This window comes from Roseateles microcysteis (genome assembly GCF_036880965.1).
GTDB lineage: Bacteria > Pseudomonadota > Gammaproteobacteria > Burkholderiales > Burkholderiaceae_C > JAUASW01.
On sequence record NZ_JBAJMV010000005.1, the window covers coordinates 296,892 to 316,244 of the forward strand.

The following is a 19,353-nucleotide window of genomic DNA, read 5'->3' on the forward strand; positions in this document are numbered from 1 at the left end:
CCGAGCGCCTCACCAGGCCTTGATGAAGCGAAGCTGGGTGGTGCGCGTCACCAGGGTGTTGCGGCCGCCGAAGTTCTGGCTGTAATGCAGGTTGAAGCCCGCTTCCTTGCCCGGCAGCTTGTAGGACAGGAAAGGGCCCCAGCTGAAGTTGCGGTAGCGGTTGCCGTCGGTCAGGGCGGCGGCGCCGGTACCTGAGTCGTCGCTGAACTGCTGGATGCCCAGCACGTTCGCGCCGAGGGCCCAGTCACCCATGACCTTGACCGCGCCGAACTCCATGTAGACGTAGTTGCCGCTGAGGTACTGCGTGTCCTTGTTCTTGGTGTTCAGCCCCACGGAAACCCGGCCCGCCACGGTGACGCCCGAGGTCCAGGATTCGCCCGGCTTGTCGGGGTTGACCGAATAGCTGACCGCCACGCCGGGGCGCAAGGTGTAGAAATTGCCGAAGCCGGGGTTCGGGCCGCGTGCGGCGTCGTAGCTGCCGGTGGGCAGGAACAGCGAGGCACCTGCCGCGACCTTCAGATGGCCCTCGTGGTGCACCCAGACCGCCGACAGCTCGGCATCACCGACACCGCTGACCTTGATCGATTGCGCGGCCGATTGAGCCGCCACGCCGGCCTGGACCTGGGCGTTGACCACGTCTGCCACCTGGCTGATCGCGCCGCGCAAGGCGGCCGGCAGTGCTGCAGAGGGTGTCGGCGTCACCGTGCCCAGGGGCTGGGCGGCGATGAAGGTTCGCTCCTGGCTGATCAGCGGCACGTTGATCGCGAAGGCGATGCGGCCGCCGCCATAGGTGCTCTCGGTGAGATAGCCACCCAGCAGGTTGACCTGGTTCTGGCGCTGGCTGAAGTCGACGGTGCCGGTGGGCACCGACAGCGAATAGACACCGTCGCCGACGGCGCCCTTGGTCGGGCCGCTGAGGGGAAGCGGCACGGTGCGGGCCGGCACGCCGATGCGGTTGCCCTGGCCGTCGACCACCTTGTAGATGTCGGCCACGCTCAGCACGACGGTACCGAAGAAGCCTGGGTTGTCGGCCGGCGTGGCCATCTCGCCGCCGAAAGCGCCGACGGGCGACTGCCGCAGCTTGTAGCCCTCGCTGGCCAGTGCCTGGGTGGCAAGGCCGGTGGCAGAGAGCGCCAGCGCCGTGGCGGCAAGGCCGCGCAGCGGCGAGGGCGGGAGTTGCGGTGTGCGTCGGGTCATGGCCATGTCTCCTGGGTTTGTCTGGCTGGAAGATGGCTGTTCAACAGCTCTGATTCTCCATACACTTGTGTCTTGACGAGACGAATGTAGCGGATCAACCCCGTCCCGTCTGCACAGGGAAAACGCGGGCACCGGGGCCTGCTGCGACACAATGCCTGCCGCCATGAACACCAGCACGCCGCCCAAGAAGACGCCCAGGAAGAGTCCCCGCCCCAGCAAGACCGAGTCGGCACGCCTGGGGCGCGACGACTGGCTCAATGCCGCCTACGAGGCCGTCGTGGAAGGCGGCTTCGACCAGGTGCGCGTGCTGCTGATCGCCGACAAGCTCGGTGTCACGCGCGGCAGCTTCTACTGGCATTTCACCGACCATGCGGACCTGGTCACCTCGCTGTGCAAGCAATGGTGCGAGCGCGAAATCGCCGATGACCGCCGCCTGCAGGCACATGCCAGCGACGACCCGGTCGCCGACCTGGTGCATGTGCTGGACGAAGCCCTGTCGCGCGGTGGCGTGGACCTCAAGAACATGCGCTTCGAGCTCGCGCTGCGCGGTCTGGGTCGGCGCGACCCGGCCGTGGCCAAGCTGCTCGTGGCAGTGGACGAGGCGCGCATGGCCGTGTTCATCGAGAAGTTCCAGCGCCTCACCGGAGACGAGAAGACGGCCACCGAGCTCTCGGTGCTGTTCTACCTGGCGGTCACCGGCGGCGTGCAGGCGCTGGCGCGGCCTTCCAGCAATGCCAGCATTGCCGCCTTCATCCGCAACCTGATTGCCGACTACCTGATCCGCAAGCAGGCGCCGGCCGCCTGACCCTGCCTGGCTTGCCGGCTCAGCGCTGCCGCTCGAGCCCGGGCATGGTCCAGGCGCCGCCCAGGGCGGCCGGTTCTGGCCAGTAGAGCCGGGCCGTCAATTGGAACGGCTGGCCGCGCAGCACCGGCAACCAGTTGCTGCGCCGTGCTTCCTCGGGCGCTTCTGCCTGTAGCCACAGGTCGAGCGAACCGTCGGCGTTGTACTGAAGCGGGTCGCGGTCGCCGATGGCGTAGCGGCCTGTCGCCACCGGCAGGAAGAAGTCGTCCATGCCGTAGGCCGTGACCGACCAGAAGGCGCGCACCGGCGGCAATTGCCCGGCCGCGAAGTGCAGGCGGTAGCGATGGTCGCCGTGCAGCGGCTGGCCCTGCGCGTCGAGACGCGTGCTGGGGTAGAGCGAATCGGCCGGCAGGTTGGCGCCCAGCCCCACCATGGCGACGGCTGCGCGCGTGGCGTAGTCGCTGCCGTAGTCGCCGAGATTGGCGGGCGGCGTCCGCCAGCCTTGTTGTGCGCCGGCCGTGTCTCGCAGCGCCTGGCCGATGCGCCAGTCCGCCAGCCAGCGCCCGAGCGCGACCGACTGGCGTTCCAGCCATCCCCACCGAGGTGGCTGGCCGGGGCCCACGCCCAGGCGCGCCAGCTGGTCCAGCATCGCCCGGTCTTGAGCATGCGGCGGGTTGGCCTGCATCAGGCGGGCCAGGTGGCCGAAGAAGGTCGAGACATCCATCGCCTGCATCTGGGCAATCGGCGCGACCGGTGGTGTGGCGGCAGCTCGCCAGGCAGGCTCGGGCGTGGGGCGGCCGGCCTGCCAGTCGGCCAGCGAGCGCAGGCTCAGGCCGTCCTGCAGCCGGTGGGCCGTGGCGTAGTCGGCCACGCCATTGGTCTGCGTGCGGCCTATCAGCCAGACCATCTGTGTGGGCGCACGCAGCAAGGTCAGGCCCGGCGGCGGCGTGCCTTGCCAGCCCGGGCCCACAAGCAGGTAGCTTGCCGGACCTGTGCCGGTGGTGCGCGTTCCCGGCGACGCGAACACATGGGTCCAGGCATCCATGAAGGGCATGAGCGCATAGCGCTGCGCATTCGCTGCCATCTCGAACACCCAGGGCCCCTGGTCGGCATTGATGAAGGCCGAGGTGTACAGCGTGTCCACGTTCGGGCGCACCACGGCCTTGAAGTCGGCAGCGGGGAAACGGCGCACCCGGCGCAGCGTGTTCTCAGGGCCGACGGCCGCGGCCGAGCCCTGGCGCGAGAGCTCCATGATGACCAGCGGATAGCCGTACAGATAGGCCTCGGCGCCGGCCCGGATGCGAACAGCCTGCGAGATCAGCAGGGCCAGCAGCAGGGCGAGCAACACCAGCACGCCGCCCAGCAGGCGCAGGGCGGGCGAGGAGCGCTTGGCGGATGGATGGACGCGCGTCATGGCGGTGCTGTGCGCAGCACGGTGCGAAAGCCCAGATGGCTGGTGGCCAGGTCTTCTTCCTGCGGCTGGCGGGCGCCGGCCCGGTAGCGCATGCAGTAGTCGGGCGCGCAGAGGAAGGAGCCGCCCTTGATCACGCGCACGGCCGTCTGGCCGCGCTGCAACGCGGCGGGCAACTGGTCCGGCGGCGGGCTGCTGGCCTCGAAATGGCCGGGGCGGTAGAGGTCGACCGTGAGCTCCCAGACATTGCCGATCAGGTCAAAGAGGCCCAGCGCATTGGGCGCGTAGCAGCCCGCCGGCGCCAGACCGAGAAACCCATCGGCGGCCGAGTTCTTGACCGGGAACGGCCCCTGCCAGGTGTTGGCCTGTTCGGGCTGGGCATGCTCCTGCTGGGGCGGCGGCCGGCTCGGGCTGGCGGAGCGCGCCGCCCATTCCCATTCGGCCTCGGTGGGCAGGCTGCGGCCCCTCCAGCGCGCATAGGCTTCAGCATCCGCAAGCGTGATGGCTACCACCGGGAAGGCTTCTCGCCCCTCGATCGAGGTGGCCGGGCCGGCCGGATGGCGCCAGTTGGCGCCAGGGATGAAGCGCCACCACTGGCGCACATCGGTCGTGCCGTCGACCTTGTCGGGCGCGACGAACACCACGGCCCCGGGCTGGCGCAGCTCCGGCGGCAGCTCGGGGTGGGCCGCGGCATCGACGGCCCGCTCTGCCGTCGTCACGTAGCCGGTGGCGTGCACGAAGGCGGCGAACTGCGCATTCGTGACCTCGGTGCGGTCCATCCAGAAGCCGGCCACCTCCACGGGGCGCCGGGGCTGCTCCTCGCGGTAGATGTCGTCGCCTTGCACATAGCGGCCGGCCGGTACCCAGACCATGTCTGGATGCGGGCTGCCCTGGGGCGGCGCGGGCAGCTCGCAGCGCAGGCGCTCGGCGACCGCGGGCGCGCGGCGCGCCTGGGCGGCCCACAGCGCAGCGCCGGCGAGGCCGGCAAGCAGCAACACGAGAGCCATGCGAGGCAGGGTGGGCAGGCGCATCGTCGCGGTGTCAGTTGAGTCAGTTGAACCAGTAGGTGTACTCGTCGCCGGGCAGCTGCTTCTTGTCCAGCGTCTTGTCGATCATCACCGGCAGGGCGATGAACGAGGGCCAGAGCGGCGCTGGCATGCCGGCATGGTGAGACTCGAGCAGCTTGCGCAGCGCGTCGCGCTTGTCGGCCCGGCTGGCGATCAGGTTGTGGCGCTCGGTCGGGTCCTCGTTCAGGTTGAACAGCCACTCCTTGCGCGGCAGCTCCGAGGAGATCAGCTTCCAGCCCTCAGCCTGCACGGCGCGGTAGCGGCCATCGCGCCAGAACAGCGGCCGCTGCGGCTGCGTGGCCGGCGCACCGGCGAGGAAGGGCAGCAGGTTGACGCCGTCAATCACGCGGTCCGTCGGCAGCTTGGCCCCGGCCGCGGCAACGGCCGTGGGCAGCACGTCGATGTTGCTGATCGGAGCCGGGTAGTGCTGGCCCGCCGCGATGTGGCCCGGCCACTTGGCGGCATAGGGCACGCGCAGGCCGCCCTCGAAGAAGGTGAGCTTCCAGCCCCGGTAAGGCTGGTTCACGTCGGGCAGGCCGATGTAGCCGGGTGCGCCGTTGTCGCTGGTGAAGATCACCAGGGTGTTGTCGTCGAGGCCCTGGTCCTTCAGCGCCTGCAGCACGCGGCCGACGCTGCGGTCCAGCGAACGCACCATGGCGGCATAGACGCGCTGGCGGTGGTCCTTGATCTGGGGCAGGGCGTCGTAGTCTTCCTTGCTGGCCTGCAGCGGCGTGTGCACGCCCCAGTGCGCGAGGTAGAGCAGGAAGGGCCGGTGCTTGTTCTTCTCGATGACGCGCACCGCCTCGTCGGTGAAGTAGTCGGTCAGGTAGCGATCGGGCTCGAACCATTGGCCGCCGTTGAAGCTCACGCCGAAGCGCATGTTGGGCCACAGGAAGCGGTCGATCGGGTCGAAGTCCTGCTTGGCGTTGACGGCGCGCGGGTCCTTCTCCGGCAGGTAGAGACCGCTTTCCATGAACAGGGTTTCATCGAAGCCCTGGTTGTTGGGCCGCATCTCGGGCGTGCTGCCCAGGTGCCACTTGCCGATGTGCACCGTGTGGTAGCCGGCGGGCTTCAGCAGCTTGGCCAGCGTCATCTCGGAGGGCGGCATGCCGAGGTCGTTGAAGTCCTTGGCGCCGGCCGCCGCCTGCTTGTCGATCTGCACCGGGTAGAGCCGGTCGGGGTCTGCGTAGAGCTCGCCGGCCACGCGGGCCATGGCGCCCGGCGTGGGCGTGAACTCGACGCCGAAGCGCCAGGGGTAGCGGCCGGTCAGCAGCGCGGCGCGCGAGACGGTGCACACGGCACTGCCCGCATAGCCGCGGTCGAAGCGGGCGCCGTCGCGGGCGATGGAGTCGATGGCCGGCGTCGGCACGCCCAGCGCAGCGAGGCCACCGCCGCCCATGGTGACGTCGTTGATGCCCAGGTCGTCGGCCAGGATGACGACGATGTTCGGTGGCCGCTTGCCCGCAGGCTGCGCGGGGCCGGCTTCCCAGGGTGCCGGGCGATGCGGCCCGCGCGGAAAAAAGAGGTCGGTGTACCAGCCGAGGGAATACTGCAGGATCAGCAGCCGGTTGGCATAGGCCAGGCCGCCGAGCAGCACCAGCAACGCCGCCGTGATCAGCAGGCCCCTGCGCCATCTCTTGCTCATGCGCTTGCGCTCCTCAGGACAGCCACAGGTACAGCGGCAGGGCCGCCACGGCGAGCAGAGCACCGACCAGCAGTCGCACGGCCAGCAGGCTGATCATCGGCCGGACCGGGAACACCTGTGTGCTCGCTATGGCCGCCCATTTGTGCATCGTGATGTCCTGTTGCTCGATGGCCAGGGCGAAGCGCAGGAAGTCGCGCCGGCTGCGGTAGCGCACCATGGCCACGTAGTCCCAGGGCGCCACACCGGGCTCGGTGATGAACTGGCCGCTGCGGCGCGCCACGAACACCAGCAGGTTGCCGTAGCGCAGCAGGTGCGGCAGCAGGGCGCGGCCATAGCGCTGGTCGGCTGCCTTGGCGCTCTTGCCGTAGTGCTCGTAGCCGGGCGGGTAGAGCGCCTCGGCGCGGTGGCGCACCAGGTTCTGCATCACGAATTCGCGGCCATCGTCATGGCTCACCAGGAGACGCACGTCGTCCAGCAGCGCTTGGGCCTGCGGCCCCTTGGCGCGCGCGCCGAGCCGCTGCAGGTAGGACTCGATTTCCTCGGCGCTCAGCGGCCGGCCGCGTCCGCCGTACCACCACAGGAAGGCGGCATACAGCGTGGCCAGTGCAAGCAGCAAGCCTTGCGCGGCGCTCATGCTGCCGGGCTCGCGGCGCCGACCACGCTGAACTGCGCGGCGTTGTCGCGCAGCCATTGCTGCGAGCGGCTGGCATCGTGCTGGCTCGGATGGAAGTCCTCGCGCGTGTAGTCGCGCCACTGCGCGTAGTTGCCGCGCAGCATGCCGTCCTTGCTGAACAGCAGCCGCCAGGCGCTGCGCCAGGTGCTCATCTTGAAGAGCGCGCGGTCCTGCCAGAGGTTGCGCAGGGTCTGGCGCGTCACGTCAGACAGGAAGGTGATCGTGATGTAGCGGAACACGCGCAGCCGCCAGACATGGTTGCCGCCGCAGGCCTGGTACATGTCGAAGGCCGTGCAGCGGTGCTCGGACTCCTCGGCGCTGTGCCACAGCCACAGCGTCTGCAGGCGCGGCTCCGCACCTGCCAGCGCCTCGGGATGGCGCAGCATCCAGTCGGCGAACAGGGCGGTGAAATGCTCGGTGGCCGCGGTGGCCGCAAGGTGGATGCGCAGGTCGCGGTGGGCGTTGACCTTCAGCCGGCGCAGCCCGCGCCGCTCGATCTCGTTGCTCAGGCCCTGGGCAATCAGGTGCTCATTGAACAGCCCGTGGATACGCCGGTGCGTGGCCTCCTGGCCGATGAAGCCCTGCACCTCGGCGGCAAAGGGGGTGCGCTTTTCTTCCGGCAAGGACTTCAGGCCGGTGCGCACCGAGTCGATGAAGTACTGCTCGCCCACCGGGAAGCTCATCGACAGGGCGTTGAAGAAGGCCGAGCGAAAGGCGTCGCCGCCATTCCAGCGCACGGCAAAGGGCGTGCTGAGATCGATCAGCAATCGGCGGACGACAAGGTCAGACATGGCGTGTTCTCGGGAAAGCTGGTTTCAGGCGCGCTCGCGCAGCTCGCGGCGCAGGATCTTGCCCACATTGCTCTTGGGCAGGCTGTCGATGAAGTCGATCTGCTGCGGCCGCTTGTAGGCCGTGAGGTGCTCGCGGCAATGCGCGCGCAGGGCGGCTTCGTCGAGCGTCGGCGTCTTCTTCACCACGAAGAGCCGGACGGCCTCGCCGGTCGTGTCGCTCGGCTTGCCGACGGCGGCCACTTCGAGGACGTCGGGATGCATCATCACGACCTCCTCGATCTCGTTCGGGTACACATTGAAGCCGGAGACCAGGATCATGTCCTTCAGCCGGTCGACGATGCGCAGGAAACCGCGCTCGTCCATCACGGCCACATCGCCGGTGCGCAGGAAGCCGTCGGCCGTCATCACCCGGGCCGTCTCATCCGGCCGGCGCCAGTAGCCCTGCATGACCTGCGGGCCGCGCACGCACAGCTCGCCGGCCTGGCCCGTTGGCAGCTCCTGGCCTTCGTCGTCGCGTATCGACACCTCGGTCGAGGGCATGGGCAGGCCGATGCTGCCGCTGAAGGCGGTCTGGTCCAGCGGCGTGCAGGTCACCGTGGGCGAGCACTCGGTGAGGCCATAGCCCTCCAGCAGCGGCGCGCCGGTGAGTTGCTGCCAGCGCTCGGCCACCGGCCGCTGCACGGCCGCGCCGCCACCGAGTGCGAAGCGCAGGCCGCTGAAGTCGAGCGCCGCGAAGCCGGGTTCGTTGATCAGACCGTTGAACAGCGTGTTCACGGCCGGCATCGAGTTGAAGCGGTAGCGAGACAGGATCTTGACGAAGGCCGCGAGGTTGCGCGGGTCCGCCACCAGCACGTTCGTGCCGCCGAGGCCGAAGAAGCCGAGGCAGGTGCCGAGCGCAAACACGTGGTACAGCGGAATGGCCGTGATGCTCACCAGCGGTTCGTCAAGTTCCAGGAAGGGATCGATCCAGGCGCGGCCCTGCGCCACATTGGCCATCACATTGCCGTGGCTCAGCATCGCGCCCTTGGCGCCGCCGGTCGTGCCGCCGGTGTATTGAAGAAAGGCCAGGTCCTGCGGCCCCATGGCGACACGCTGGAACTGCGCGGCCGCGCCCGCCCGCAGCATCGCGCCGAAATCGACCTTGCCCTCGAGCTGGTAGGGCGGCACCACGCGCTTGACGTGGCGGGCGAGAAAGTTGCCGAGCTGGCGCTTGATCGGCGGCATCAGGTCGGCCACGCCGGTCACGACCACATGGCGCACGCCGGTGTTGGCGATCACGCGGGCCAGGGTGTGGGCGAACAGGTCGACCACGATCATGGCCTCGGCGCCCGCGTCCTTCAGCTGGTGCTCGAGCTCCCGCGCCGTGTACATCGGGTTGACGTTGACCACCACATAGCCGGCGCGCAGCAGGCCGAACAGGCAGACCGGGTACTGCAGCAGGTTGGGCATCATCAGCGCCACCCGGCTGCCGCGCGGCAGCTTCAGCACCGACTGGAAGTAGGCCGCGACCTGGCGGCTCAGCGTGTCGAGCTGCGTGTAGCTCAGGCCCACGCCGGTGGCGCCGCTGACGAAGGCGGTCTTGGGCCCGTGCCGGGCGACGCCGTCCTCGAACAGGTCGACCAGGGAGCCGAGGCCGGCCACGTCGATCTCGGCCGGGACGCCCGGCGGGTAGCTTGCCAACCAGATCTTTTGCATGTCGTTGTCGGGCAATGCGTTGTCTCAGTACAGTAGTGTATGGTCCGCGGCCGACGTGGCGCAACCGCTCTCGCGCTGGTAGTTGCCCGCAGAGCCGGGCGGCCAGCGCCCCGGTCTTGTGTCGCAGCAGGGACAACGGGCAGTCGCGAACCCTGCCTAGAATCGAACGATCGTTCTATTCCGTGCCTGAAGGGGTAAGCATGACTGCCACATATGAAGTCCGCGGCACTGTTGCCGTGATCACCTTGAGCAACCCGCCGGTCAACGGCCTGGGCTATGCCACCCGCAAGGCGGCGGCCGAGGCGATCCAGCGCGCGGAGGAGGATGGCGAGGTCAAGGCCATCATCATCACCGGCGCCGGCAAGGCCTTCTCTGGCGGCGCCGACATCAAGGAGTTCGGGACCCCGAAGGCGCTGGCCGAACCCAATCTGCACAGCCTCATCAGCGTGGCGGAGAACTGCAGCAAGCCCATCGTGGCCGCCATCCACACGGTCTGCATGGGCGGTGGCCTGGAGCTGGCCCTGGGCTGCCACTACCGCGTGGCCGCACCCGGCGCCAAGATCGCGCTGCCCGAAGTGAAACTGGGCTTGCTGCCCGGCGCTGGCGGCACGCAGCGGCTGCCGCGCGCGCTGGGCGTGGAGCCGGCGCTGAACATGATCGTCAGTGGCGAGCCGGTCAACAGCGAGCTGCTGGCCATGGTGCCGGGCCAGATCCTGTTCAACCGCATCATCGAAGGCGACCTGATCGACGGCGCCATGGTCTTCGCCAAGGAAATGGCCGATGTGCGCCCGCTGCCCAAGGTGCGCGACCTCAAGGCCCGCGTGGCCAATGGCGAGGCCTTCTTCCAGTTCGCCCGCAACATGGTCGGCGGCATGAGCAAGAATTTCCCGGCGCCGCTGCGCTGCCTGGAAGCGGTGGCGGCTTCGGTCAACATGAAGTTCGACGACGGCATCAAGGCCGAGCGCGAAGGCTTCGTCGCGCTGATGATGACGCCGGAATCGAAGGCCCTGCGCCATGCCTTCTTTGCCGAGCGCGCCGCCAGCAAGATCGGTGATGTGCCGGACGACACGCCTGTGCGCAAGATTGCCAAGGTCGCCGTCATCGGCGCCGGCACCATGGGCGGCGGCATCACCATGAACTTCCTGAACGCCGGCATCCCTGTGACCATGCTGGAGACCAAGCAGGAAGCGCTGGACCGCGGCGTCGCCACCATCCGCAAGAACTACGAAGCCCAGGTCAAGAAGGGCAAGCTGAAGGAAGAGAAATACAACGAGCGCATGTCGCTGCTCGCCACGACCTTGAGCTACGACGCCATCGGCGACGCCGACCTGGTGATCGAGGCGGTGTTCGAGGAGCTGGGCGTCAAGGAGTCCGTCTTCAAGCAGCTCGACAAGGTGATGAAGCCCGGCGCCATCCTCGCCTCCAACACCTCGACGCTGGACGTCAACAAGATTGCCTCGTTCACCGATCGTCCGCAGGACGTGGTGGGCATGCACTTCTTCAGCCCGGCCAATGTGATGAAGCTGCTGGAAGTTGTGCGCGGCGAGAAGACCGCCAAGGACGTGCTGGCTACTGTGATGCAACTCGCCAAGAAGATCCGCAAGACGGCCGTGGTCTCGGGCGTCTGCGACGGCTTCATCGGCAACCGCATGATCGAGCAGTACAGCCGCCAGGCCGGCTTCCTGCTCGACGAGGGCTGCTCGCCGCAACAGGTGGACAAGGCGGCCGAGCGCTTCGGCTTTGCGATGGGCCCCTTCCGCATGGGTGACCTGGCCGGCAATGACATCGGCTGGGCGATCCGCAAGCGCCGCTATGTCGAGAAGCCGAACCTGAACTACTCCAAGAGCGCCGACCTGCTCTGCGAGATGGGCCGCTACGGACAGAAGACGCAGGCCGGCTGGTATGACTACCAGGCCGGCAAGCGGGACGCGATCCCGTCCAAGGCCGTCGAGCAGATGCTGGAAATGCACCGCGCTGCGCAAGGCATCACGCCGCGCCAGATCACGGATGAAGAGATCGTGCATCGCCTGGTCTTCGCGCTGGTGAATGAAGCCGCACATCTGCTTGAAGAGGGCATCGCCCAGCGCGCGTCCGACGTGGACATGGTCTACCTGACCGGCTACGGCTTCCCGCTGTGGCGCGGTGGCCCGATGTGCTACGCCGATACCTTCGGCCTCTACAACGTGGTGCAGACGATGAAGCGCTTTGCCCGCAATCCGCATGACGACGCCAACTTCTGGCAACCCGCGCCGCTCTTGGCTCGCCTCGTCGAGCAAGGCAAGAGCTTCACTGAATAAGGCCAGGAGAGATTCACCATGAGCAAGGCACTGATTGTTTCCACCGCCCGCACCCCGCTGACCAAGAGCTGGAAGGGTTCCTTCAACATGACGCACGGCGCCACGCTGGGTGGCCATGCGGTGCAGGCCGCCGTGCAGCGCGCCGGCATCGATGCCAGCCACATCGAAGACGTGCTGATGGGCTGCGCCACGCCCGAAGGCGCGACAGGCGGCAATATCGCCCGCCAGATTGCGCTGCGTGCCGGCCTGCCGATCACGGTCAGCGGCGTCACCATCAACCGCTTCTGTTCCTCGGGGCTGCAGACCATCGCCATGGCTGCGCAGCGCGTCATCGCCGGTGAGGGCGACGTGTATGTGGCCGGCGGCGTGGAGAGCATCTCCTGCGTCCAGAACGAGGCCAACCGCCACATGTATGCCGACCCTGCGCTGCTGAAGATCAAGCCCGAGATCTACTGGAGCATGCTGCAGACCGCCGAGCAGGTGGCCAAGCGCTACAACATCTCGCGCGAGCGCATGGACCACTACGGCGCCGGCAGCCAGCAGAAGGCCTGCGCGGCCCAAGCAGCCGGCAAGTTCATCGACGAGATTGCTCCGATCACCGTGACCATGGGCGTCGTGGACAAGATCCGCGGCATGACGACCAAGGAAGTGACCGTGTCGGCCGACGAAGGCCTGCGTGAAGGCACGACCTTCGAAGGCATCAAGGACCTGCGCAGCGCCTTGCCCGGCGGCGTGATCTCGGCCGGCAATGCCAGCCAGTTCAGCGATGGCGCCGGTGCCTGCGTGGTGGTCAGCGAAGACTATGCTCAGCAGCACAGCCTCAAGCCCCTCGGCCGTTTCCTCGGCTTTGCCGTGGCTGGCTGCGAGCCCGATGAAATGGGCATCGGCCCGGTGTTTGCCGTGCCCAAGGTCCTGAAGAAGCTGGGCCTCAAGGTGTCGGACATCGACCTGTGGGAGCTGAACGAAGCCTTCGCCGTGCAGGTGCTTTATTGCGCCGACACGCTGGGTATCCCGATGGACCGCCTGAATGTCAACGGCGGTGCGATCGCCGTCGGCCACCCCTATGGCGTGTCGGGCCAACGTCTGACCGGCCACGCGCTGATCGAAGGCAAGCGCCGTGGCGCCAAGCTGGTGTGCGTCACCATGTGCATCGGCGGTGGCATGGGCGCTGCCGGCGTGTTTGAAGTGCTCTGATCTGCTGCCTGCGATGCGCCAGACCCTCGATTTCCTGCTCAACGACTGGCTCAAGGTCGAGGCCCTGAACCAGCGAGAGCGTTTCGCCGACCACTCCAGCGAGACTTTCGGTGCGGTGCTGGACACCAGCGAGCGCATCGCCCGCGAGAAGTTCGCGCCCTTCAACCGCCTGGTCGATACCGAAGAGCCTCACTTCGATGGCGACAAGGTGCACTTGCCCGCCGCCACCAAGGCAGCGATGGACGCTTTTGTCGAGAGCGGCCTCTTGGCCGCCGCGCAGGACTACGACCTGGGCGGCATGCAGCTGCCCTGCGTGATCGAGATGGCGGCCAAGACCTTCTTCAGCAAGGCCAGCGTGGCGCTGTCGGGCTACCCGATGCTGACCAAGGGCAATGCCAACCTGCTGATGGCGCATGGCACGGACAGGCAGCGCGAGGTGTTCGCGGCGAACGAGTTCTCCGGCCGCTGGTTCGGCACCATGTGCTTGTCGGAGCCGCAGGCGGGCTCCTCGCTGTCCGACATCGCGACGCGGGCCGAGCCCGATGGTGACGACGCTTTTGCGGATGTCTTGGGCCCGCGCTACCGCCTCAAGGGCAACAAGATGTGGATCTCGGGCGGCGAGCATGAGCTGTCGGAGAACATCATTCATCTGGTGCTGGCCAAGATCCCCGGCCCCGACGGCAAGACCTTGCCGGGCACCAAGGGCATTTCGCTCTTCATCGTGCCCAAGAAGCTCGTGAATGCCACTGGCGAGCTGACCGGCGAACGCAACGACGTCTCGCTGGCCGGACTGAACCACAAGCTCGGCTACCGCGGCACGACCAACTGCCTGCTGAACTTCGGCGAGGGCCGCTTCAAGCCGGGCGGCAAGGCCGGCGCCGTGGGCTACCTCGTGGGCCAGCCGGGCGACGGCCTCAAGTGCATGTTCCACATGATGAACGAGGCGCGCATCGGCGTGGGCCTGGGCGCCGTGATGCTGGGCTACGCAGGCTATGAAGCGAGCCTGGAGTACGCGCGCCAGCGGCCGCAGGGCCGGCCCATCGGCCCGTCAGGAAAAGACTCGTCGCAAGCGCAGCGGCCCATCATCGAACACGCCGACGTGCGCCGCATGCTGCTGGCGCAGAAGAGCTTTGTCGAAGGCGGCCTGGCCCTGTCGCTGTTCTGTGCCCGCCTGGTCGATGAAGAACACACCGGCGACGAAGCCAGCGCGACAGAAGCCAAGCTCCTGCTGGAAGTGCTGACCCCCATCGCCAAGAGCTGGCCGAGCGAGTGGTGCCTGGAGGCCAATTCGCTGGCCATCCAGGTGCTGGGCGGCTATGGCTACACGCGCGACTTTCCGGTCGAGCAGTACTGGCGCGACAACCGGCTCAACATGATTCACGAGGGCACGCATGGCATCCAGGGCCTGGACCTGCTGGGCCGCAAGGTGGTGATGAATGGCGGCAATGCGCTGATGGCGCTGGCCGGCCGCATCAACGCCACGGTGCAGCAGGCCCTGCAGCAACCCGCACTGGCCGAGCAGGCCAACCAGCTGGCGGCCGCCATGGCCCGCGTGGGCCGCGCCACCAAGGCCGCCTGGGCCACCGGCAACCCGGAAGAGGCGCTGGCCAATGCCACGCTCTATCTGCAGGCTTTCGGCCATCTCGTGCTGGCCTGGGTCTGGCTGGACCTGAGCTTGTGCGCCACAGGCGAGAATGACTTTGCGCGCGGCAAGCAGGCTGCGGCGAAGTACTTCTTTGCTTATGAGCTGCCCAAGCTTGCCGCCTGGCTGGAACCGGTCGAGCGGCGCGATGGCCTGTGCCGGGAGATCGAGGATGGCTGGTTCTGAAACGACGGGCGAGACGAAGACCGTCACGCAGCAGACGCTGGCGTGGATCGAGCGTCTGGTCTGGATTCTGATTTACGGCGGCCTGCTGGCCGTGGTGCTGGGCCTGTTCCTGGTGCAGGGCGGCCGCTCCGTCACGCTGGGCTCGGTGCTGATGGCCAAGGGTGGCATCGCCACCGGCGCCGGTGTATTCCTGATCTTCCTGCGCTCGCGGATGAAGTAGCGCAGGCTCCAACCCTCTTCGAAAGACTGGCATGACTGACCGCGTTCAATCCCTGTTCGACCTGACGGGCCAGGTGGCCCTCGTCACCGGCGGCTCGCGCGGCCTCGGCCTGCAGATCGCCGAGAGCCTGGGCGAGGCCGGCGCCAGGATCATGCTCACATCGCGCAAGGCCGCCGACCTGGAAGAGGCGGCTGCGCACCTGCAGGCGCGCGGCATCGATGCCAACTGGATCGCCGCGGACGCTGCTGACGAAGCGCAGGCGCGCGGGGTCGTCGCGCAGACCATGGAGCGGCTGGGCCAGATCGACATCCTGGTCAACAACGCCGGCGCCACCTGGGGCGCGCCGGCTGAAGCGCATCCGGTCGAGGCCTGGGACAAGGTCATGGACCTGAACATCCGCAGCCTCTTCGTGTTTGCGCAGGCTGTGGCCCAGGCCAGCATGATTCTGCGCCGTCGGGGTCGCATCATCAACGTGGCCTCGATCGCCGGCCTCGGCGGCAACCCGACGATGATGAAGACCATCGCCTACAACACCAGCAAGGGCGCGGTGGTGAACTTCACCCGCGCGCTGGCCGGCGAATGGGGTGAGTACGGCATCACCGTGAATGCGCTGGCGCCGGGCTTCTTCCCGAGCAAGATGACCAAGGGCCTGCTGGCCACGGTCGGCGCCGAGAACCTGGCGGCTGCCGCGCCGCTGCGCCGCCTGGGCGACGATGAAGATCTGAAGGGCGCGGCGCTGCTGTTTGCCAGCCGTGCCGGCAAGCACATCACCGGGCAGATCCTGGCAGTCGACGGTGGCGTCAGCGCCCTCGTCGGAGGCTGAGCGAATGAGCAAGTCACCGGCGCTCAAGTTCCCCGTTCACATTCCTTTTGTCGAGCAGCTGGGTTTCGAGCTGCACAGCATCGGCGACGGCATGGCAGAACTCCGCGTGGACCTGAAGGAGGCCCACCTGAACTCCTGGGAAGTGGCCCATGGCGGCGTGCTGATGACCTTGCTGGACGTGGCCATGGCCCATGCAGCGCGCAGCATCCACCGCGACCAGCCGGACTTCGGCCCGGGCGTGGTCACGGTCGAGATGAAAACCTCCTTCATGCGACCCGGCGAAGGCGAGCTGCGCGCGGTGGGCAAGCTGCTGCATCGCTCGACGACGATGGCCTTCTGCGAAGGCTCGGTGTTTGGCGAGGATGGCAAGCTCTGTGCGCATGCCACCGGCACCTTCAAGTACCTGCGGGCCCTGCCGAGCCGCGGGCGCAGCCTCAAGGACCTGAAGCGTCGCGACGAACAGGCCTGAGCTCAGGGCTGGTCCTGATAGCTCCGCACGATGCGCGCCAGCTCTCCGCTGGCCTGCAGCCGGCTCAAGGCACGCTCGATCCGTTCATGCTGGGCCGCCGATAGCTTGCGGCTGGTCCAGAAGAAGATCGCCTCCTCGTGAATGACCTTGGGTAGCAGCTTGATCTGCCCCTGAAGTCCAGCCGCTTGGATGGCCCGGCGAAGAGCGAACTCGCCGCCGTAGAAAAAGCGGGAGCGCTGGGCCAGCAGCTTGCGCAGATTGGCCTGGTAGTCGCCGGTGGACTCATCGATCCGGAAGCCGTGGCCTTGCAGGAAGGCGCCCTGCGCCGAGCCACGCACGGTGATCACCGGCTGCTTCCCAGCCAGCTTTCGGAGCTCGGCCAGGCTGGCAGGCATCGCGTCGTCGTTGCTGCGCACAGCCACCATTTGCCGGGCCACGTACAGCGGCGTTTCCACGCGCCGGGCATAGGCATGGCGGGCCGGCTGTTCCAGCAGCCCGCAGGCGGCACCCACGCTGCCATTGCGCAGGCCCTGGTCGATCAGGCTCAGCGAGAGTTCGCGGTCCATGCCCTCGAAGCGCAGAGCCGGCTCCAGCTTCTGCATGGCCTGCAGCAGGTCGGGGCAGATGCCGCGAGGCTGGCCGGTGCCGAGGATGAATTTGTGCGGCGCCTTCTCCTGCGCCGGCAGGAAGATGGCCGGCTCGACAGCGCCCGCCTGCACCGGGCACAGCAGGACCAGGCCGACCAGCAGGAGTAAAAAAGAACGACCGTGCTTTTCTGTCGCCGAAGAGACGCCAGGCCTTTGGCCGACATGCTTCAATCGGCGCCATCGAATTCCAGACCGAAAGCCCCCTGACATGACTACCTCCGCTACCAATCGCCAGATTCTGCTGGCTTCGCGTCCGCAAGGCGAGCCCACGGGCGACAACTTCAAGCTGGTGGAAACCGCAGTGCCCGCGCTGGCCGATGGCCAGGTGCTGGTGCGCAACCACTTCCTGAGCCTGGATCCCTATATGCGCGGCCGCATGAATGAGGGCAAGAGCTATGCCGCGCCCCAGCCCTTGAACGAAGTGATGATCGGCGGCACCGCCGGTGAAGTGGTCGAGTCGAAGAACCCCCACTTCAAGGCGGGCGACAAGGTCGTCGGCATGGGCGGCTGGCAGGAGTATCAACTCGTGGACGCCAGCCAGCGTGGCGTGCTGCAGAAGGTCGACACCACGCACATTCCGCTGTCTGCCTACCTCGGCGCCGTGGGCATGCCTGGCGTCACGGCCTGGTACGGCCTGATCAAGATCATCAACCCCAAGGCCGGCGAGACCATCGTGGTCAGTGCTGCCAGCGGTGCAGTGGGCGGCGCGGTCGGCCAACTGGCCAAGACGCGCGGTGCGCGCGCCGTGGGTATCGCCGGTGGTGCTGACAAGTGCCGCTATCTGGTTGAAGAGCTCGGCTTCGATGCCTGCATCGACTACAAGGAACACAAGGACCTGAAGTCGCTGTCTGCGGCCTTGAAGGCGGCCTGCCCGAATGGCATCGACGGCTATTTCGAGAATGTCGGCGGCATGATCCTCGACGCGGTGCTGCTGCGCGCCAATGCCTTCAGCCGTGTGGCCATGTGCGGAATGATCTCGGGCTACAACGGTGAGCCGATCCCGATGACCTATCCGCAGATGATCCTGACCAACCGGATGAAGGTCGAGGGCTTCATCGTCTCCGAGCACATGGAAGTCTGGCCGGAAGCGCTGAAGGAACTGGGCACGCTGGTGGCCACCGGCAAGCTCAAGTACCGCGAGAGCGTGGCCCAAGGCCTTGCCGCCGCGCCTGAGGCCTTCCTCGGCCTGCTCAAGGGTCGGAACTTCGGCAAGCAACTGGTCAAGCTGATCTGACGATGTTGCAGTGGAGCTGCTCGCGCCTGGAGGCCTTGGGCGCCCTGGCGCTGTACGAGGTGCTCAAGCTTCGCTCGGAGGTCTTTGTGCTCGAGCAGCAATGCATCTATCTCGACCCGGACGGCGCCGATCTGCAAGCCTGGCACCTGCTGGGTCGGGGCGAGGGCGGCGAGCTGCAGGCCTATGCGCGCTTGCTGGAAGGCCCGCGCATCGGCCGCGTGCTGACGGCGCCGGGTGCGCGAGGCGCCGGCCAGGGCAGGGCGCTGATGCATGAGGCGATAGCCCAGTGTGAGCGCCTCTGGCCGGGCCAGCCCATCGAGCTCGCCGCGCAGGCCTATCTTCAGCGCTTCTATGCCAGCCTTGGTTTCGAGCCGACCTCGGCACTGTACGAAGAAGACGGTATTCCCCACATCGACATGAAGAGACCCGCGCAATGAGCGACCTGATCCTGCACCACTACGCCGGCTCGCCCTTTTCCGAGAAAGTGCGGCTCGTCCTCGGCTACAAGGGCCTGGCCTGGCAGAGCGTCAATGTGCCGGTGATGATGCCCAAACCCGACGTGGTGGCGTTGACCGGTGGCTACCGTCGCACGCCCTTTCTGCAGGTCGGCGCCGACATCTATTGCGACACCGCCCTCATGTGCCGCGTGATCGAGCAACATTCGCCCGCGCCGAGCCTGTGGCCCGCCAGCGCTGCGGGTCAGACGGACCTGCTCGCCCAGTGGGCCGACAGCGATCTGTTCTGGGTGGCGGTTCCGTACACCATGCAGCCGGCTGGCGCGGCAGCGATCTTTGCCGGCGCGCCGCCCGAGTTCATGCAGGCCTTCGCGGCGGACCGTGGAGCGATGACAGCCGGCATGAAGCGGCCGACCACGCGCGACGCGGCAGCGGCGCTGCAGAGCTACCTCGGCTGGCTGGAACAGATGCTCGGCGATGGCCGCGGTTTCCTTTGCGGCGCTGCGGCGAGCCTGGCGGACTTCTCGGTTGCGCAGTCCATCTGGTACATCCGTCGCGCGCCGCCGGTGTCGGGCATCCTGGCGCCGTTCACGCGGGTGGCGGCCTGGTATGAGCGCGTCGCGGCCTTCGGCCATGGCGAGGCCAGCAAGCTCTCCAGTGCTGACGCGATTGCCGTCGCCAACAGCAGCACGCCCGTGGCCTGTCTGGTACAGCCGGGCCTGGGCTTCGAGGCTGGTGCGGCCGTCCAGGTCTCGGCCATGGATTACGCCAGTGACATCGTTGCCGGCGAGCTGGTCGGCCTCAGTCATGAATCCATCACCTTGCGCCGTGTCGATGAACGCGCGGGCACGGTCCACGTCCATTTCCCGCGCATTGCCTACTCGCTGCGCAATTCGGAGAGCTGA

General features: G+C 67.5%; 18 protein-coding genes. 10 read left to right on the forward strand and 8 right to left on the reverse strand.

The annotated features are described in order from the left end of the window. Positions 1–9 precede the first annotated feature (9 nt). A complete protein-coding gene (locus tag V3596_RS15675) occupies positions 10–1,197 on the reverse strand; it encodes a SphA family protein (protein ID WP_334278722.1) in 1,188 nt (395 codons plus the stop codon). A 163-nt stretch (positions 1,198–1,360) separates the two neighbouring features. Here V3596_RS15675 and V3596_RS15680 point away from each other — a divergent pair, with 163 nt between their 5' ends. After that, complete coding sequence (locus V3596_RS15680) at positions 1,361–2,002, forward strand: TetR/AcrR family transcriptional regulator (RefSeq protein WP_334278723.1); 642 nt, start codon at positions 1,361–1,363, stop codon at positions 2,000–2,002. A 19-nt stretch (positions 2,003–2,021) separates the two neighbouring features. On the opposite strand, the gene V3596_RS15685 is transcribed toward V3596_RS15680, so the two are convergent. The 6 genes from V3596_RS15685 to V3596_RS15710 are packed head-to-tail and all read right to left on the reverse strand — an operon-like array spanning position 2,022 to position 9,281. Further along, on the reverse strand, positions 2,022–3,413 hold the full coding sequence (locus tag V3596_RS15685) for a DUF1254 domain-containing protein (RefSeq protein ID WP_334278724.1): 1,392 nt from the start codon (positions 3,411–3,413) through the stop codon (positions 2,022–2,024). Then, the gene (locus V3596_RS15690) at positions 3,410–4,441 is read right to left on the reverse strand and encodes a formylglycine-generating enzyme family protein (RefSeq protein ID WP_334278725.1); all 1,032 of its coding nucleotides are present in this window, start codon (positions 4,439–4,441) and stop codon (positions 3,410–3,412) included. Before V3596_RS15690 ends, V3596_RS15685 begins: the two co-directional genes overlap by 4 nt. Before the next feature lie 19 nt (positions 4,442–4,460). Continuing rightward, complete coding sequence (locus tag V3596_RS15695) at positions 4,461–6,122, reverse strand: sulfatase-like hydrolase/transferase (protein WP_334278726.1); 1,662 nt, start codon at positions 6,120–6,122, stop codon at positions 4,461–4,463. 13 nt (positions 6,123–6,135) lie between these two features. Next, a complete protein-coding gene (locus V3596_RS15700) occupies positions 6,136–6,756 on the reverse strand; it encodes a hypothetical protein (protein WP_334278727.1) in 621 nt (206 codons plus the stop codon). Continuing rightward, positions 6,753–7,586, reverse strand: coding sequence for a metal-dependent hydrolase (locus tag V3596_RS15705; RefSeq protein WP_334278728.1), 834 nt, complete (start codon positions 7,584–7,586; stop codon positions 6,753–6,755). The genes V3596_RS15700 and V3596_RS15705 overlap by 4 nt, the downstream gene beginning before the upstream one ends. Before the next feature lie 24 nt (positions 7,587–7,610). Continuing rightward, positions 7,611–9,281: an AMP-binding protein gene (locus V3596_RS15710; RefSeq protein ID WP_334278729.1), complete on the reverse strand. Its 1,671-nt coding sequence runs from the start codon at positions 9,279–9,281 to the stop codon at positions 7,611–7,613. Positions 9,282–9,481: 200 nt separating this feature from the next. On the opposite strand from V3596_RS15710, the gene V3596_RS15715 reads away from it, so the two are divergent. The 6 genes from V3596_RS15715 to V3596_RS15740 are packed head-to-tail and all read left to right on the forward strand — an operon-like array spanning position 9,482 to position 16,112. After that, a complete protein-coding gene (locus tag V3596_RS15715; RefSeq protein ID WP_334278730.1) occupies positions 9,482–11,578 on the forward strand; it encodes a 3-hydroxyacyl-CoA dehydrogenase NAD-binding domain-containing protein in 2,097 nt (698 codons plus the stop codon). Between the two features lie 18 nt (positions 11,579–11,596). Then, positions 11,597–12,772 (forward strand): acetyl-CoA C-acyltransferase, encoded by a 1,176-nt coding sequence (locus V3596_RS15720; protein WP_334278731.1) that lies wholly within the window; start codon positions 11,597–11,599, stop codon positions 12,770–12,772. Between the two features lie 13 nt (positions 12,773–12,785). Further along, positions 12,786–14,600 (forward strand): acyl-CoA dehydrogenase, encoded by a 1,815-nt coding sequence (locus V3596_RS15725; protein WP_334278732.1) that lies wholly within the window; start codon positions 12,786–12,788, stop codon positions 14,598–14,600. Then, on the forward strand, positions 14,587–14,820 hold the full coding sequence (locus V3596_RS15730) for a hypothetical protein (protein WP_334278733.1): 234 nt from the start codon (positions 14,587–14,589) through the stop codon (positions 14,818–14,820). Before V3596_RS15725 ends, V3596_RS15730 begins: the two co-directional genes overlap by 14 nt. Before the next feature lie 31 nt (positions 14,821–14,851). Further along, the gene (locus V3596_RS15735; RefSeq protein ID WP_334278734.1) at positions 14,852–15,643 is read left to right on the forward strand and encodes an SDR family oxidoreductase; all 792 of its coding nucleotides are present in this window, start codon (positions 14,852–14,854) and stop codon (positions 15,641–15,643) included. Between the two features lie 4 nt (positions 15,644–15,647). Next, positions 15,648–16,112 (forward strand): PaaI family thioesterase, encoded by a 465-nt coding sequence (locus V3596_RS15740; RefSeq protein WP_334278735.1) that lies wholly within the window; start codon positions 15,648–15,650, stop codon positions 16,110–16,112. A gap of 2 nt (positions 16,113–16,114) precedes the next feature. Here the strand turns inward: V3596_RS15740 and V3596_RS15745 are convergent, their stop codons facing one another. Further along, positions 16,115–16,930, reverse strand: a complete 816-nt coding sequence (locus V3596_RS15745) for a substrate-binding periplasmic protein (protein ID WP_334278736.1) — start codon at positions 16,928–16,930, stop codon at positions 16,115–16,117. A gap of 37 nt (positions 16,931–16,967) precedes the next feature. Here V3596_RS15745 and V3596_RS15750 point away from each other — a divergent pair, with 37 nt between their 5' ends. From V3596_RS15750 to V3596_RS15760, 3 genes are read left to right on the forward strand one after another with little or no spacing between them, the layout of a single operon-like run. Beyond that, positions 16,968–17,993 (forward strand): NADP-dependent oxidoreductase, encoded by a 1,026-nt coding sequence (locus tag V3596_RS15750; protein ID WP_334278737.1) that lies wholly within the window; start codon positions 16,968–16,970, stop codon positions 17,991–17,993. 2 nt (positions 17,994–17,995) lie between these two features. Next, positions 17,996–18,430 (forward strand): GNAT family N-acetyltransferase, encoded by a 435-nt coding sequence (locus V3596_RS15755; RefSeq protein WP_334278738.1) that lies wholly within the window; start codon positions 17,996–17,998, stop codon positions 18,428–18,430. Then, positions 18,427–19,353 (forward strand): glutathione S-transferase family protein, encoded by a 927-nt coding sequence (locus tag V3596_RS15760; RefSeq protein WP_334278739.1) that lies wholly within the window; start codon positions 18,427–18,429, stop codon positions 19,351–19,353. Before V3596_RS15755 ends, V3596_RS15760 begins: the two co-directional genes overlap by 4 nt.

What these genes read in the sequence shown, in the direction of transcription:
- V3596_RS15675 (WP_334278722.1), bottom strand. Translation starts at nt 1,197, where the DNA reads ATGACCCGACGCACACCGCAACTCCCGCCCTCGCCGCTGCGCGGCCTT.
- V3596_RS15680 (WP_334278723.1), top strand. Translation starts at nt 1,361, where the DNA reads ATGAACACCAGCACGCCGCCCAAGAAGACGCCCAGGAAGAGTCCCCGC.
- V3596_RS15685 (WP_334278724.1), bottom strand. Translation starts at nt 3,413, where the DNA reads ATGACGCGCGTCCATCCATCCGCCAAGCGCTCCTCGCCCGCCCTGCGC.
- V3596_RS15690 (WP_334278725.1), bottom strand. Translation starts at nt 4,441, where the DNA reads ATGCGCCTGCCCACCCTGCCTCGCATGGCTCTCGTGTTGCTGCTTGCC.
- V3596_RS15695 (WP_334278726.1), bottom strand. Translation starts at nt 6,122, where the DNA reads ATGAGCAAGAGATGGCGCAGGGGCCTGCTGATCACGGCGGCGTTGCTG.
- V3596_RS15700 (WP_334278727.1), bottom strand. Translation starts at nt 6,756, where the DNA reads ATGAGCGCCGCGCAAGGCTTGCTGCTTGCACTGGCCACGCTGTATGCC.
- V3596_RS15705 (WP_334278728.1), bottom strand. Translation starts at nt 7,586, where the DNA reads ATGTCTGACCTTGTCGTCCGCCGATTGCTGATCGATCTCAGCACGCCC.
- V3596_RS15710 (WP_334278729.1), bottom strand. Translation starts at nt 9,281, where the DNA reads ATGCAAAAGATCTGGTTGGCAAGCTACCCGCCGGGCGTCCCGGCCGAG.
- V3596_RS15715 (WP_334278730.1), top strand. Translation starts at nt 9,482, where the DNA reads ATGACTGCCACATATGAAGTCCGCGGCACTGTTGCCGTGATCACCTTG.
- V3596_RS15720 (WP_334278731.1), top strand. Translation starts at nt 11,597, where the DNA reads ATGAGCAAGGCACTGATTGTTTCCACCGCCCGCACCCCGCTGACCAAG.
- V3596_RS15725 (WP_334278732.1), top strand. Translation starts at nt 12,786, where the DNA reads ATGCGCCAGACCCTCGATTTCCTGCTCAACGACTGGCTCAAGGTCGAG.
- V3596_RS15730 (WP_334278733.1), top strand. Translation starts at nt 14,587, where the DNA reads ATGGCTGGTTCTGAAACGACGGGCGAGACGAAGACCGTCACGCAGCAG.
- V3596_RS15735 (WP_334278734.1), top strand. Translation starts at nt 14,852, where the DNA reads ATGACTGACCGCGTTCAATCCCTGTTCGACCTGACGGGCCAGGTGGCC.
- V3596_RS15740 (WP_334278735.1), top strand. Translation starts at nt 15,648, where the DNA reads ATGAGCAAGTCACCGGCGCTCAAGTTCCCCGTTCACATTCCTTTTGTC.
- V3596_RS15750 (WP_334278737.1), top strand. Translation starts at nt 16,968, where the DNA reads ATGACTACCTCCGCTACCAATCGCCAGATTCTGCTGGCTTCGCGTCCG.
- V3596_RS15755 (WP_334278738.1), top strand. Translation starts at nt 17,996, where the DNA reads ATGTTGCAGTGGAGCTGCTCGCGCCTGGAGGCCTTGGGCGCCCTGGCG.
- V3596_RS15760 (WP_334278739.1), top strand. Translation starts at nt 18,427, where the DNA reads ATGAGCGACCTGATCCTGCACCACTACGCCGGCTCGCCCTTTTCCGAG.